At 72.2% G+C, this 13640-nt stretch carries 14 protein-coding genes; 3 read left to right on the forward strand and 11 right to left on the reverse strand.

Features of this window, described 5'->3' with window-relative positions; all coding sequences use genetic code 11:
• Positions 1–90: 90 nt before the first annotated feature.
• Complete coding sequence (locus tag GIS00_RS10375; protein WP_154768400.1) at positions 91–621, reverse strand: 2'-5' RNA ligase family protein; 531 nt, start codon at positions 619–621, stop codon at positions 91–93.
• 223 nt (positions 622–844) lie between these two features.
• Here GIS00_RS10375 and GIS00_RS10380 point away from each other — a divergent pair, with 223 nt between their 5' ends.
• Positions 845–1528: a metal-dependent transcriptional regulator gene (locus GIS00_RS10380; RefSeq protein ID WP_154768401.1), complete on the forward strand. Its 684-nt coding sequence runs from the start codon at positions 845–847 to the stop codon at positions 1526–1528.
• Between the two features lie 170 nt (positions 1529–1698).
• Here the strand turns inward: GIS00_RS10380 and GIS00_RS10385 are convergent, their stop codons facing one another.
• The 4 genes from GIS00_RS10385 to GIS00_RS10400 form a co-directional block, all read right to left on the reverse strand.
• Positions 1699–2526 (reverse strand): metal ABC transporter permease, encoded by an 828-nt coding sequence (locus GIS00_RS10385; protein ID WP_154768614.1) that lies wholly within the window; start codon positions 2524–2526, stop codon positions 1699–1701.
• Between the two features lie 35 nt (positions 2527–2561).
• Positions 2562–3329: a metal ABC transporter ATP-binding protein gene (locus GIS00_RS10390; RefSeq protein ID WP_154768402.1), complete on the reverse strand. Its 768-nt coding sequence runs from the start codon at positions 3327–3329 to the stop codon at positions 2562–2564.
• On the reverse strand, positions 3326–4294 hold the full coding sequence (locus GIS00_RS10395) for a metal ABC transporter substrate-binding protein (protein WP_230313440.1): 969 nt from the start codon (positions 4292–4294) through the stop codon (positions 3326–3328). Before GIS00_RS10395 ends, GIS00_RS10390 begins: the two co-directional genes overlap by 4 nt.
• A 267-nt stretch (positions 4295–4561) precedes the next feature.
• Positions 4562–6235, reverse strand: coding sequence for an AAA family ATPase (locus tag GIS00_RS10400; protein ID WP_322097817.1), 1674 nt, complete (start codon positions 6233–6235; stop codon positions 4562–4564).
• 84 nt (positions 6236–6319) lie between these two features.
• Between GIS00_RS10400 and GIS00_RS10405 the strand changes: the two genes are divergently transcribed.
• Together GIS00_RS10405 and GIS00_RS10410 are read left to right on the forward strand one after the other, a co-directional pair.
• Positions 6320–7162, forward strand: a complete 843-nt coding sequence (locus GIS00_RS10405; RefSeq protein ID WP_154768403.1) for a dienelactone hydrolase family protein — start codon at positions 6320–6322, stop codon at positions 7160–7162.
• A gap of 54 nt (positions 7163–7216) precedes the next feature.
• Positions 7217–7783, forward strand: a complete 567-nt coding sequence (locus GIS00_RS10410; protein WP_322097818.1) for a hypothetical protein — start codon at positions 7217–7219, stop codon at positions 7781–7783.
• On the opposite strand, the gene GIS00_RS10415 is transcribed toward GIS00_RS10410, so the two are convergent.
• The 6 genes from GIS00_RS10415 to GIS00_RS10440 are packed head-to-tail and all read right to left on the reverse strand — an operon-like array spanning position 7752 to position 13640.
• On the reverse strand, positions 7752–8918 hold the full coding sequence (locus GIS00_RS10415) for an MSMEG_0565 family glycosyltransferase (protein ID WP_322097819.1): 1167 nt from the start codon (positions 8916–8918) through the stop codon (positions 7752–7754). The genes GIS00_RS10410 and GIS00_RS10415 overlap by 32 nt on opposite strands.
• Positions 8915–9754: a carbon-nitrogen hydrolase family protein gene (locus GIS00_RS10420; protein WP_322097820.1), complete on the reverse strand. Its 840-nt coding sequence runs from the start codon at positions 9752–9754 to the stop codon at positions 8915–8917. Before GIS00_RS10420 ends, GIS00_RS10415 begins: the two co-directional genes overlap by 4 nt.
• 29 nt (positions 9755–9783) lie before the next feature.
• Positions 9784–11040: an MSMEG_0569 family flavin-dependent oxidoreductase gene (locus GIS00_RS10425; protein WP_154768404.1), complete on the reverse strand. Its 1257-nt coding sequence runs from the start codon at positions 11038–11040 to the stop codon at positions 9784–9786.
• Positions 11037–11354 (reverse strand): MSMEG_0570 family nitrogen starvation response protein, encoded by a 318-nt coding sequence (locus GIS00_RS10430; protein ID WP_154768405.1) that lies wholly within the window; start codon positions 11352–11354, stop codon positions 11037–11039. Before GIS00_RS10430 ends, GIS00_RS10425 begins: the two co-directional genes overlap by 4 nt.
• The gene (locus GIS00_RS10435) at positions 11347–12216 is read right to left on the reverse strand and encodes a carbon-nitrogen hydrolase family protein (protein ID WP_154768406.1); all 870 of its coding nucleotides are present in this window, start codon (positions 12214–12216) and stop codon (positions 11347–11349) included. The genes GIS00_RS10430 and GIS00_RS10435 overlap by 8 nt, the downstream gene beginning before the upstream one ends.
• On the reverse strand, positions 12213–13640 hold the full coding sequence (locus GIS00_RS10440) for an MSMEG_0567/sll0787 family protein (RefSeq protein WP_154768407.1): 1428 nt from the start codon (positions 13638–13640) through the stop codon (positions 12213–12215). Before GIS00_RS10440 ends, GIS00_RS10435 begins: the two co-directional genes overlap by 4 nt.

Here is a 13640-nt window from a genome sequence, read left to right on the forward strand (position 1 = left end):
TCGTCGCGACGGGGCCGCAGGTTGCCTGCTGTGGGATGTCGGACATCCGGACCCGGCGGGGCGGTCACCGGTTCCCGACCGGACACGGGTTCAGGACGGGACGTCGCAGGAGATGACCCGGTCCTGCTTCGCGTCGCCGTCCCAGCGGCGCACCGCGACCCCGGTCCCGTCGATGTCCGCGGCCAACCCGGAGATGCCCAGCGCGACGGCGACCTGGCCGGGATCGAGCCGTCGGGCCAGGGTGACGTGCGGGGTCCACTCCCCCGGCGCCTGGTGCCCGAGCCGGTCGTCGCCGACCGCCCGACGCACGGCGTCCTGCAGCGTGAGCAGCTCCGCGGACACCGTCACCGCCAGCGCCATGACCACCCCGCCACGACCGCGCGGGAACAGCAGCAGACCGCCGAGGCGGAGCCGGAGTGGCAGTCCGATGATCGCCCGGACGATGTCGTCCTCCCGGTTGGCCGGCAACTCCGGCGCGACGGCCAGGGTGATGTGCGGGCGGTTCGAGGCCCCGGTGTGCAACCCGGAGTGCGGCAGCCCGGCGGCGCCGAGCAGCGACCACCGTCGCCGCACCTCCGCCTCGGTCGCGGCGTCGGGCAGCAGCTCCACCGACTGCACCATCGCCGTCCTCCTTCTCCGCCTCGGCCGCGTCCTGATCCGCACCGCACCGCACCGCACAGCACCGCACCGCACCGCACCGCACCGCACCGACAACACCGCCCGCCGCCGGCACCCGCGTACCTGATCACAGCGTTCCCGCACCGGCCGGGCGGCGGGTCCGCGAGCCCGTCGGACGCACCACTGTCCGGCTGCACCCGGTCCTGCATGCCCTAGGCTCAGCGGCATGCGCGTGTCGGACCTGACCACCAGCGCGCAGAACTATCTCAAGATCATCTGGACCCTGCAGGAGTGGTCCGACGCACCGGTCACCACCTCCATCATCGCGGAGAAGTCCGGGCTGCGGCTGTCCTCGGTGTCCGACGCGGTCCGCCGGCTCACCGAGCTGGGCCTGCTGGAGCACACCCCCTACAAACACATCTCGCTCACCGACCAGGGCCGCACCTTCGCCGTCGCCATGGTCCGCCGGCACCGGCTGATCGAGACCTTCCTGGTGCAGGTGCTCGGCTACGGCTGGGACGAGGTGCACGACGAGGCCGAGAACCTCGAGCACGCCGCCTCCGACACGTTGATCGACCGGATCGACCGGATGCTCGGCCACCCCACCCGTGATCCGCACGGCGACCCGATCCCGTCCGCGCGGGGCGAGGTCAGCCCGCCGCAGGCCGTCAACCTGTCGGCGTCGATGACCGGCCGGACCGTCCGGGTGGAGCGCATCTCGGATGCCAGCGCACCGATGCTGCAGTACTTCGCGGCCCGCGGCATCGTGGTGGACGCCGAGCTCGAGGTGCTGCCCGGCGAGCCGTTCTCCGACGAGGTGCGCATCCGGGTCGTCGGCCGGGACGAGCAGGCCGGGCTGGGAAACGTTGCCTGCGCTGCGATCTGGGTGTCCGGCGGCGAGGGCAGCTAGGGCATGTCTCCCAACCCCGAATCTGCTGCGCACCGCCCTGTCGGACCGTCGACTTCGTTGGTCTCGTCGGAAAGCCAACCAGGATTCCCAGCTCCTCGACCGCCTTGCCGCCGGCCCGACAGGACGTCGCTCGCGACGATCCGGGGTTGGGAGACACGCCCCCGGCAGGGTCAGCCGGCCAGGGCCGCGGTCCGCCGCCGGGACGCGGCGATCCGCTTGCCGATGATCCCCTGACGCGGCGAGAACAGGTACACCAGCAGGAAGACGCACCCCTGAGCCAGCACGATCATGCCGCCGGATGCGGTGTCCAGGTAGTAGCTGACGTACAGCCCGACCACCGCGCACACCGCGGACAACAGCGGTGCGATCCAGAGCATCCGGCCGAACCGGTCGGTCAGCAGGTAGGCGGTGGCGCCGGGGATGATCAACATCGCGACCACCAGCACCACACCGACCGCCTGCAGCGCCACCACCGCGGTCAGCGCGAGCAGGCCGAGCAGCAGCGCGCCGATCCGCCGCGGGTTCAGGCCCATGGCGTGGGCGTGCACCTTGTCGAAGGCGTACAGGGTGAAGTCGCGCTGCTTGAACAGCAGGATGCCCAGCGCGACGGCGGCCAGCACGAGCACTTGGACCAGGTCGGAACCGCTGACGCCCAACAGGTTCCCGAAGATGATGTGGTTCAGATCGGTCTGGCTCGGGGTCACCGAGATCAGCACCAGCCCCAGGGAGAACAGCGAGGTGAACACGATGCCGATCGCCGCGTCCTCCTTCACCCGGCTGGTGTCCCGCACCACGCCGATCAGTGCCACCGCGAGGAACCCGAACACCACGGCCCCGAGGGCGAAGGGCGCGCCGACCACGTAGGCCAGCACCACGCCCGGCAGCACCGCGTGCGAGACCGCATCGCCCATCAGCGACCAGCCGTTCAGCACCAGCCAGCAGGACAGCACCGCGCAGACCACCGCCGCGACGACCGCGGTGATCAGCGCCCGCACCATGAAGTCGTAGCCGAGCGGATCCAGCAGCACGTCGATCACCGGTCCACCTCCGACCGCTGCATCACGTCGAGACCGAAGGCACGGGCCAGGTTCTCCGGACGCAGCACTTCCTCCGGACCGGCGTGCAGCAGCACCCGCTGCATCAGCAGCGCGGCCTCGTCGGCCAGGTCGGGCAGCGCGTGCAGGTCATGGGTGGAGATCATGACGGTGGCGCCACCGGCGGCGAGCTCGCGCAGCAGCCGGGTGATGGTGGCCTCGGACCGCTTGTCGACGCCGGCGAACGGTTCGTCCAGCAGCAGCACCGTCGCCCCCTGCGCGATGCCACGGGCGACGAAGGCGCGCTTGCGCTGGCCGCCGGAGAGCCGGCCGATCTGCCGATCGGCGTACTCGGTGAGCTCGACCCGTTCGAGGGCCTCCTCGACGGCGATCCGGTCGGCTCTGCGGGCGCGGCGCATCGGTCCCATCCCGCCGTACCGGCCCATCATCACCACGTCGCGCACCAGCAGCGGGAAGGTCCAGTCGACGTCCTCGCTCTGCGGGACGTACCCGATGATCCCGCGTCTGCGGGCCACCGCCGGCGACTCGCCGTGCACCTCGACCCGGCCCGCATCCGGGCGGACCATGCCCATCACCGACTTGAACAGCGTCGACTTCCCGGAGCCGTTCATCCCGATCAGCCCGCACACCCGCCCGGCGGCCACCTCCAGCGACGCGGCATCCAACGCGAGCACCTCGCCGTAGCGGACGGTCACCCCCTGGATCGACAGTGCCGGCGCGGCAACCGGTATCGGCAGAGCACTCATCCGCTCGCACCTCCCGCGGCCGTGGTGGTGCCGGTCAGCCCGGCCAGGATGGTGTCGGTGTCGTGCCGGATCAGGTCCAGGTAGGTGGGCACCGGGCCGTCCGCCTCGGACAGCGAGTCGACGTACAGCACCCCGCCGAGTTGCGCCCCGCTGGCCTCGGCGACCTGTCGCATCGGGGCGTCGGACACGGTGGACTCGCAGAACACGGCCGGCACCGCGTCGGCGCGGACGAACTCGATCGCGGAGGCGATCTGCTGCGGGGTGGCCTGTTGCTCGGCATTCACCGGCCAGATGTACTCCTCGGTGAGGCCGGCGTCCCGGGCCAGGTAGGAGAAAGCCCCCTCACAGCTGACCAGCGCCCGGCGGTTGGCCGGCAGCTCGGCGAGCCCGGCGGTCAGTTCGTCCTGCACCTGCTGGAGCTGCTGCTTGTAGGCGGTACCCCGTTCGGCGAACCCCCGGGCGTGCGCCGGGTCCAGCTCGGCGAAGGCCTCCACCATGTTGTCCACGTAGATCTGCACGTTCAGCGGCGACATCCAGGCGTGCGGATTGGGTTTCCCGGCGTAGGCGTCCTCGGTGATGTCGATCGGCGTGACGCCGTCGCTCACCACCACGTGCGGGACGTCCAGGTCCTCGACGAACTGCGCGAACCACAGTTCGAGGTTCAGCCCGTTGTCCAGGATCAGGTCTGCATCGGCCGCCGACCGCAGGTCACCGGGAGTCGGCTCGTAGCCGTGGATCTCGGCACCGACCTTGGTGATCGAGTCGACCCGCAGGTCCTCCCCTGCCACGTTCCGCGCGATGTCGGCGAGCACGGTGAAGGTGGTCAGCACCAGCGGTCGGCCGTCGTCGGCCGAGGCGCCGGAGCGACGCGGCTCGCAGGCCACCAGCAGCAGGGTCAGCACCAGCAGCACGCGCGCGGCCACCGCGCGGCGCATCCGTGTTCCGCCGCCGCGCGTTGATCCCATGTCCGAACACTACTGTTCGGCTTCTCCTGCGTCGAGAGTTCGGTGCACCGAACTCTACCGATGGTGGGGTGGCGCCTGCCACAACGACAAGGGCAGGACCGCCGCGAACGGCGGTTGGTCCGCGGTGTGGGTCCGTCGGCGGTGTGTGACCGTCGGAGGGGTGGGCACCGAGCGGTCCGGAAACGACGGTGCGTGGTTCCGTCGGTGGTGTGGGCCCCCAGCGGTCCGGAGACGACGGTGCGTAGGTCCGACGGTGGTGCCGGTCCGTCAGCTCTCGACCGGGCGCCCGCCCCGCACCAGGGTGGCCGGGTCGACGGGATGGATCTCGTCCGGGCCGGTGGTCAGGTAGCCGGCACGGGCCTCCGGGGCGGAGGCAGCGACGGCCCGCACGTCGGCCCAGGCCCGCAGCGCGGTGATCTGCTCGGCCTGGGTCACCGAGAGCGGCACGGTGTGCTCGATCGCCCGCAGCAGGTCCTCCCGGGTGAGGGTGCGCCGGCCGTCGAAGGCGTCGAAGCAGGCGGAGATCACCGCCTGCTCGATCTCGGCACCGGAGAAACCCTCGGTCGCCGCCACCAGATCGGCCAGCAGGGCGTCGTCCACGGCCAGGTCACCCAGCGCCGGGCCGGCCTTCAGCCGGGCCCTCAGGTGCAGCGCGAAGATCACCGACCGCTCCACCGAGGTCGGCAGGTCGATGAAGAAGATCTCGTCGAAACGGCCCTTGCGCATGAACTCCGGCGGCAGCAGCGAGATGTTGTTCGCCGTGGCCATCACGAACACCGAGCTGGTCTTCTCCTGCATCCAGGTGAGGAAGGTGCCGAACACCCGCGCACTGGTGCCGCTGTCACCCTGACCGGAAGCACCTGCGGCGAAACCCTTCTCGATCTCGTCGATCCAGAGCACGCAGGGTGCGACGGCCTCCGCGGTGCGCAGCGCCAGTCGGATGTTCTGCTCGCTCTGCCCGACCAGCCCGCCGAACACCCGGCCGATGTCCAGCCGCAGCAGCGGCAGCGACCAGGCGGAGGCCATCGCCTTCGCGGTCAGCGACTTCCCGCAGCCCGGCACCCCGGTGACCAGCACGCCCTTCGGCGCCGGCAGCCCGTAGCTGCGGGCCTCGTCGAGCCACGACCCGCTGCGCTTGGTCAGCCAGGTCTTCAGGTTGTCCAGCCCGCCGACGTCCTCCAGCCGCACGGTGGACGAGACCACCTCCAGCACACCGGATTTGCGGACGGTCTGCGACTTCTCCGCGGTGACCAGCGGCACGTCGTCGGCGGACAGCCGGCCGTCCTCGACCATGGCCCGGGCGAAGGCGTTCTCGGCCTCGACCATGGTCAGGCCGAGCGCCGCCTTGGTGAGCCGCTCCAGCGCGTTGTCCGCCTCGTCGACCTGGATGCCGCCCGGCCCGGAGTTCCGGGAGATGGTGCGGTCCAGGATCTCCCGCAGCTCCTGTTCGGTCGGCAGCGGGAAGTCGACGACGGTGACCAGGGCCTCCAGGTCGGACGGGATGCGCGGGGTCGGCGAGACCAGGATCAGGGTGCGCGGCACAGAGGACTCGGTGAACCAGCGGACGGTGTCCTTGAGCGCACGCACCACCTGGGTGTCCGGCGGCTGGTTCGGCCCGCCGAGCCACGGGTGCAGGTCGAACAGCACGACCACGGCCGGCGAGGTGAGCGCGGCAGCGGCGGTGAGTGCGGCCAGCGGGGTGCGGGTGTCCGGGTTGCCGGGCTGGCCCAGTGCGGCGAACCCCTCGGAGGTGGTCCAGCGGTACACCTGGCGCTGCGGCTTCAGGGAGCGGTTGTCCCCGGCCACCCGGGCGATCTCGGACAGCACCCGGGACTCCTCCGCCGTCTCGATCGACAGCAGCGGGAACCGCGCCCGGATCAACCGCCGCAGGTTGCCGGCGAAGACGCCGTCGGCCGGTTCCGGCGTGGCCTTGCTGCTCACGTCTGTCCCTCCTCGAGCGGGCCGGGGTCCGGCGCCTCCGGCCGTTACTCTACGGAGGTCAGTCCGCCGTCCCGGGAGGTCCGCATGGCTCGTACGCCTGCTCCGAGCATCAGCCGTCCCTCCCTGGAGTACTTCGACTTCAAGGGCCCGCACCGGGTCGCGTCCGGCCGGCTGGACCGGGCCGGGCTGCGCGGCGTCGTCTACACCCCGGTCTTCGGCCGCGGCCTGCCGGTGGTCGCCTTCGGCCACGGCTGGATGCAGCCGGTCTCCCGGTACACCGAGACCTTCAAGTTCCTGGCCTCGTGGGGCATCGTCGTGGTCGCCCCGGACACCGCCCGCGGCCCGATCGCCTCGCACGGCGGGCTGGCCCTGGACCTGCGCAACGCGCTGGCCATCGCCGCGGCCGGCCGACTGGGCGGCGGCCGGGTCCGGGTGGACCCGGCGAAGGCCGGGGTGATGGGCCACTCCATCGGCGGCGGCGCGGCCGTGCTGGCCGCGGGCGCCGACCCGGACATCAAGGCCGTGGTCACGGTGACCGCCGCCGAGACCCGGCCGTCGGCCATCTCGGCAGGCGCCCGGATCATGACGCCGAGCCTGCACCTGGTCGGCGGGGACGACGACATGGCCGGCGAGGACATCGATGCCGACGGCGCGAAGATCGCCGCGCTGTGGGGCGGCCCGACCCAGCTGCGCACCATGAAGGGTGTCGGCCACCTCGGCCTGCCCGAGGGCACGCACTGGACCACCGCCCTGATGGGCAGCTCCGGGGTCACCGCCGCGCAGAAGGCGACCCGCACCCTGGCCGCCGCCTTCTTCCTCCGACACCTCGACGGCCAGGACCAGCTCGCCGACGAGCTCGACGGGAAGATCAAGGGCACGAAGGTCGAGGATCCGGAGGAGGTCCGGGCCGCCGCGCGCAAGCACTGACCGTCCGCTCGGACCACCGACACGGACCACCAGCCCGGCCGACCGGAGGACAGCGTGACCGCACCCGCCGCGGAGGAGCGTCTCGCGCTGCTCGCCCGGTTCCGCACCATGTACGAGGGCTGCCAGTTCGAACCCGGGCTGTTCGACCTCGACCAGGGCTACCTGCAGACCACCCTGTCGGACGACCGGCGGATGCCGCTGCGGTTCTTCGTCGAGTACAACAACGCCTGGTGGTTCGCGCTGATCACCGGGGTGACGGTGCCGATGATCTCCTACGACCCGGCCACCGACAGCGGCGCCATCGTGCTCGACATCCACTACGAGCAGGACACTCTCCGGGCGATGCAGCACGTGCACTTCGGCGACGGGGTGATCAACCGGATCCGCACCTACGCGTCGAACACCTTCTTCACGCTGCCGCGCCCGCTGGTGGAACTCGACCGGTACGGCAACTCGATCTGGCTGGAGACCGGCTACGACCTCGCCGCCTCGCTGGCAGCGGCGGAGACCTTCCTGGACACGCCGGCGGGTCGGCAGTTCGCCGGGTCGGCGCCCACCAAGCCCGCGGTGGGCCGGATCCGGGCCAACCTCACGGAGTTGCGCGCGCGACTCGGTTCCTGAGCGCGCTCGTCAGCGTGCGGTAGAACTCCAGGTGCCGGGCCGCGGCGTCGTCCCAGGAGTGCCGGTCGGCCAACTGCTCCCCCGCGGCCCGCAGACCGGCGTCCGGGCGGTCCAGCGCGTCGGCCAGAGCGGCGGCGATGGAGGGCGGATCAGCGGCGAAACGGACTGCGCCGTCGAAGACCTCGCGCAGCACCGGCAGGTCGCGGGCCACCACCGGCACCCCGGCGGCCAGCGCCTCCATCGGCGCCAGACCGAAGCCCTCCTTGGTGGAGACGAACGCCAGGGCACCCGCGGCGGCGACCAACGCCGGCAGCTCGTCGTGCGGGACCGGTCCCAGTACCTGCGGCGTGACACCGAGTTCCGCCGCGCGGGCATCGAAACGTGCGCGGTAGTCGCGGTAGTCGAACAGCGTCTCGCCGCCGGCGAACACCAACTGCAGCTCCGGTCGGTCCCGGCGCAGCAGCGCGAAGGCCTCCAGCAGGTCGAGACTGCCCTTGCGGGGCTCGATCCCGCCGACGGCCAACACGTAGTCGCCGTACCGCCGGCGCCAGATCTCCCGGTCCTCCGCCGCCGACAGTCCCGCCGCCGCGGCGAATCGCGCCGCGTCCACCCCGTTCGGGATGACCGTCGGCGTGATGCCCCAGCCCTGCTGCACCTCGGCAGCCACCGCGGCCGAGACGCACAGGTGCGCGTACGGCCGGACGATCGCCCGCTCGTGGCAGGCCACCAGCTCCGGGGTGCTGAAGGTGTCCAGGTGGTGGACCGTGCGGATGCACCGGTCGACGGCGTTGGCGCTGATGCAGTCCTGCGCGTGCACGAGATCGTAGGCATCGGGGTTGAAACCGGCCCGCAGCACGGCGATCGACCGGACGATCCGGTCCCCCACCGACTCGTCGTCCTGCGGCGGGAAGTCGACGACCCGGATACCGACCCGGTCGTCCACCGGGCGGAAGAACGCGGTGTCACCGCCGCGACCAAGGGTCCAGACGTCGACCTCCACCCCGCGCCGGACCAGCGCGTCGGCCAGCGAGAGGGTGTGCACCACACCGCCTCTGGGCCGAGTGGAGTAGGTGAGCAGGGCGATCCGCGGCAGATCCCCGGTGTTCGCTGTGGTCGCTGCGTTCGGTGTCGTCACAGGGGCAGGTTCCCCGGCGCGTACGCGTCCGGCCGCAGCTCGGCCAGGTGGTGCAGCACCCGGCGGGCCCGCCGCACCTCGGCCTCGACATCCATGTCCACGACTGCCATCCCGCCTTTCGTCCAGGTGTGGGCGAGCACGTCGCCACCGGGCCCGACCACCTTCGCCTGACCGAGGAAGCGCAGCCGCCCGGACACACCGGTCTGGTTGGAGGACACCACCACCACCTGGTTCTCGGCCGCGCGGGCGCAGTCGTAGAGGTCGAAGAGGCGCGACTGCCGGTCCTGCGGCAGCCGGGCGGCGCGGTCCGTGACGCTGGCCGGCCAGGCGGACAGGAACGCCAGGATCTGCGCGCCGTCGCCGGCCAGGGTCCGGGCCGACTCCGGGAAGGTCTTGTCGTAGTCGATCAGCATCCCCATCCGGCCGATCGGGGTGTCGAAGGCGGCGAAGGTGTCTCCTGCGGCGTAGGCGAGCGACTCACCGGCCGGCTGGTGCACCTTGCGGTGCGTACCGAGCACCCCGTCACCGGACACGCACCACGCCGAGTTCCACCGCACCCCGGGCACCGTGCCCAGCTCGGTGAACCCGAAGCAGACGACCATGTCCTGCGCCATCTCCACCACCCGGCGCAGCTCCTCCGCGTCCGGCGCGAGCGGGACCGGCAACTCCTGGGTGGTCGGGTCGCGCAGGTCGCCCAGGTACCCGCCGAGCACCGCGTCCGGGAAGACCAGCAGCGAGACCGCCTGCTTGCGGGCCTCCTGCACGATCCCGGACATCTTGACCAGGGCCCGCTCCAGGTCGCGACCGAAGTGGCCGGCGACGGCCGCCAGCCGCACCGGACCACTTCGCGCCACCTGCACGCCGCTCAGACCAGCACACCCGCCGTCGATCGGCAACGCGCGCCGATCACCCCGGCCAGGTGACCGGCGTCCCGGGCGATCCCGGCGAACCGGCCGGAGCCCCAGGTGTGCAGCCACGGCAGACCGAGGAAGTAGCAGCCGGGCACCGGCGTCACCCCGCGGTCGTGCTCGGGCCGGCCCGCGGCGTCGAAGACCGGTAGGTCCAGCCAGCTGTAGTCACCGCGGTAACCGATGGCCCAGACCACCGCGCCGACCCCGGCCAGCTCCAGCGCCGTCGGCTCGGTCGGCGGCACCCACACCGGCCGGTACCGCTGCTCCACCGGCGCGTCGATGCCCTGGGTGGCGATCCAGCCGTCGATGTCGTTCTTGATGCTCTCCATCACGGCGTCGGCGGCGTCCAGCGACCGGGTCAACGTGGGCGCGAAACAGGCCTGCCCGTCCACGATGTCGATCATCCGGCCGTAGAGCTGCATGCCGCGCAGGGCGAAGTCGCGCAGGTCGATGTCGCGGCCGCCGTCCCGGCCGGTCACGTAGTGGTTGGTCTTGTCCCGCTGCGCCCGGCCGGCGGCATCCGGGGTGATGCCGCGGTCGTAAACGCCCATGTCCTCCAGCCAGGCGACGCAATCCCGGCCCCGGTAGAAGCGGGCCACCCGGGGGGCGCCGCCGACCGCGAGATGCACCCGGCGGCCGTCCAGCAGCAGGTCCTCGGCGATCTGCGCCCCCGACTGCCCGGTGCCGACCACCAGCACATCACCATCGGGAAGCGCTGCCGCACTGCGGTACTCGCTGGAATGCAGCTGCCGGACACCGATGGGCAGCCGGTCGGCGAAGCCCGGCACCACCGGGTGGTGGTAGCCGCCGGTGGCGATGACGACCTGCCCGGCGTGCAGCACACCGGCGTCGGTGGCGACCCGGAAACCGCCGCCGGGCACCTGCTCCAGCCGGCGGACGGCGGTGTGCTCGCGGACCGGCGCGCCGGTCCGCCCGGCGTAGGACCGGACCCACTCGTAAACCTCGTCACGGCGCATGAAGCCGTCGGGGTCGGGCCCGTCGTAGACGCATCCGGGCAGCCGGCACTGGAAGTTCGGCGTCACCAGCGTGAAGTTGTCCCAACGGCCGTCGCGCCACTCGTGCGCAACGGTCTCCTGCTCCAGCACCACGTGGTCGATGCCGTCGGCCAGCAGCAGCGCGCTGATCGACAGCCCGGCCTGCCCGCCGCCGATGACAACGACGTCCTGGTACTCGGTCCCGGGCCCGTTCATCGTGCACCTCCACCCTGGACAGCGGCCGGCAGCGGCGGCAGCATGGTGAGCACCTCGACGCCGGCCGCGTCGGCGTGCCCGGCGGCATGCTCGTGGATGTCGGCCAGCGTGCCCATCGCCGAGGTGCAGGCGACGCCGTACTTCGCACGCACCCGCTCCGAGGCCTCGTGCAGCGCACGTCCGGCCCGATCCACGAAATCACCGACGGGATAGGTGGTCCCGGGGGTCAGGTGGTCGTGCAGCACCAGCGACGGCGAGTAGCAGTCCTGCAGGGTCCCGTCCGGCCAGCGGACGCGCATGGTCATCTCAGGCATGGCTGCCGACCTCCGCGGTGTAGGCCTCGGGGCGCCGGTCGCGCAGGTGGAACATCGCCCGGCGGGCGGTGTCCAGCTCGGCCTCGACGTCGACCGACACGGTGGCCACCCCCTCGGCCGTGCCGGTGGTGGCACGCAGGTCGCCCCCGGGTCCGACCACCTTCGCGCTGGCCACGAAGCGCAGCGATCCGAAGGTCCCGGACTGGTTCGCCGAGGCCCAGACCACCTGGTTCTCCAGCGCTCTCGCGCGGTCGAACAGATCGAACCGCTGGGTCCAGCGGTCCTGCGCGAGATCTCCCGCCGACGCCGTGCGGGAGGCAGGCCAGGCGGAGATACAGGCGATGATCCGCGCACCGTCCAGGGCCAGCGCACGCGCGGACTCCGGAAAGGCCTTGTCGTAACAGATCATCGTGCCCATCCGGCCGACCGGCGTCTCGAAGGCCGCGAAGCCCTCGCCCGCCTCGTAGGACAGGTTCTCGCCCAGCGGCTGGTGCACCTTGCGGTGCACGCCCAGCACACCGTCGCCGTGCAGGGTGACGGCCGTGTTGTAACGCCGGCCGTCCAGGTCCTCGCAGAAGCCGACGACAACGGTGAGATCCCCGGCCTGGCGGACGATCCGGGCGATCTCCGGGCCGTCCAGGGTCAGCGCAGGCGGCAATGTGCGGCCACCCACCGGGGCGGCGTCCGGTCCGCCGGGACCGCCGAGCGCCGACAGGTAACCGCCGAGCGCCGCCTCCGGCAGCACCAGCAGCTCCACCCCGGCGGCTCGCGCCCGGGCGATGTGGCCGCCGATGTCGGCGAGCCCCTGTTCGAGGTCGCGGCCGAACGGCGCCGCGACCGCGCTGATCGTGGTGGTGGTCATGCCTTCCCCAATCCGGTGACGACGTCCAGGACGTCGGTGAGTTCGCCGTCGGGCCAGCGCAGCCGGACCCCGGCGCCGTCGGTGAGCCGTCCGCAGGAGGCGGTGACGGCGGGCCCGGCCGGTGCGACGGTGCGATCCGGCCGGTCGGTGGTGATCATCCCGAAACCCGGGAAACAGGTGAACCAGTCGCCGACCGAGGCGGCATCCGGCCGCGGCACCGCGGCGACGTCCAGCTCGGCGCCGGTGCCGCTCGCCTCGGCGAGCATGCCCAGCGTGCCGACCAGGCCGGCCATGCTGATGTCCTTGGCGGCCCGCGGCCGGGTGGCGGCGACACAGCCGGCCATCGCGGCCAGGTCGTCGGAGGTGCGGACAGAGGTGGAGTCCCACTGCGCGCCGGCGTAACCCTGCCGCCACTGCCCGCCGAGATCGGCGGTGACGCTGACGGTGTCGCCGCTCCGGCCACCGCCCGCGGCCACCGGACGGTCGGTGCGGCCGAGGGCGGTGACCGACAGCGAGGCCGGCACGCCGAGCTGGGTGTGCCCGCCGAGCACCGGCACCCGCCAGGCGTCGGCGGCGTCCTTGAGCCCGGTCAGCACCCGGCGGGCGAAGGAGACGTCCCGCGCACCGAGGCTGTCCAGCAGGCCGACCGCGGTCGCACCCATCGCGGAGAGGTCGTTGACGTTGACCAGCACGGCACACCAACCGGCCCACTCCGGGGTGCGTTCGACCATCGACGGCAGGATGGCGTCGCTCGCCGCGATGACGTCGCTGCCCGGCACCGGTGCACCGTCGTCCCCGACGAAACCATCTCCACCCAACGAATTGTCGCCGCTCTGCAGGACGTCCAGCAGGCCGGCGAGCGGGGCCTTCGTGCCGCGGACCAGTCGGGAGATCCTCTCGATCGGGTACCGCATCAGCACGTGCGGCCGCGACTGCACGCTGGTCTCCCGGACACGCTGCCAGCCGAGGCGGCGGAACAGCACCTCGTTCTGCGGCTGCACGGTGGCGTCGAAACGCAGCACCCCGGCGGACTCGGCGATCACGCAGGCCGCCCGCACCAGCGCACTGCCCACCCCGCGCAGCGCCTGTCCCTGCGGGGCCACCACCAGCCGGGACCCGGTCCACCAGCCGATGTCCGGGTCGGTGGCCGGGGACAGCCGCACCCCGCCGACGATCTCGCCGCGGCCGTCCCGGGCCACCACGACGACGGTGCGCGGGTCGGCGTCCAGCTCGTCCAGGTCGGTACCGGTGAACAGCTCCTGCTGCTGCACGAACACCTGGCGGCGCAGCTTCCGGTACTCCTGCACCTCCCAGTCGAACTCGGCGCGGCCCAGGGTGAAGGCGGGTGGCGGCGCGACCCGGGTGATCGGGCCGGTCAGCACGTTCTCCGCCAGGGCGGTGACATCGCTGGTGTGAGCGGCCAT

This window comes from Nakamurella alba (assembly GCF_009707545.1).
Lineage (GTDB): Bacteria > Actinomycetota > Actinomycetes > Mycobacteriales > Nakamurellaceae > Nakamurella > Nakamurella alba.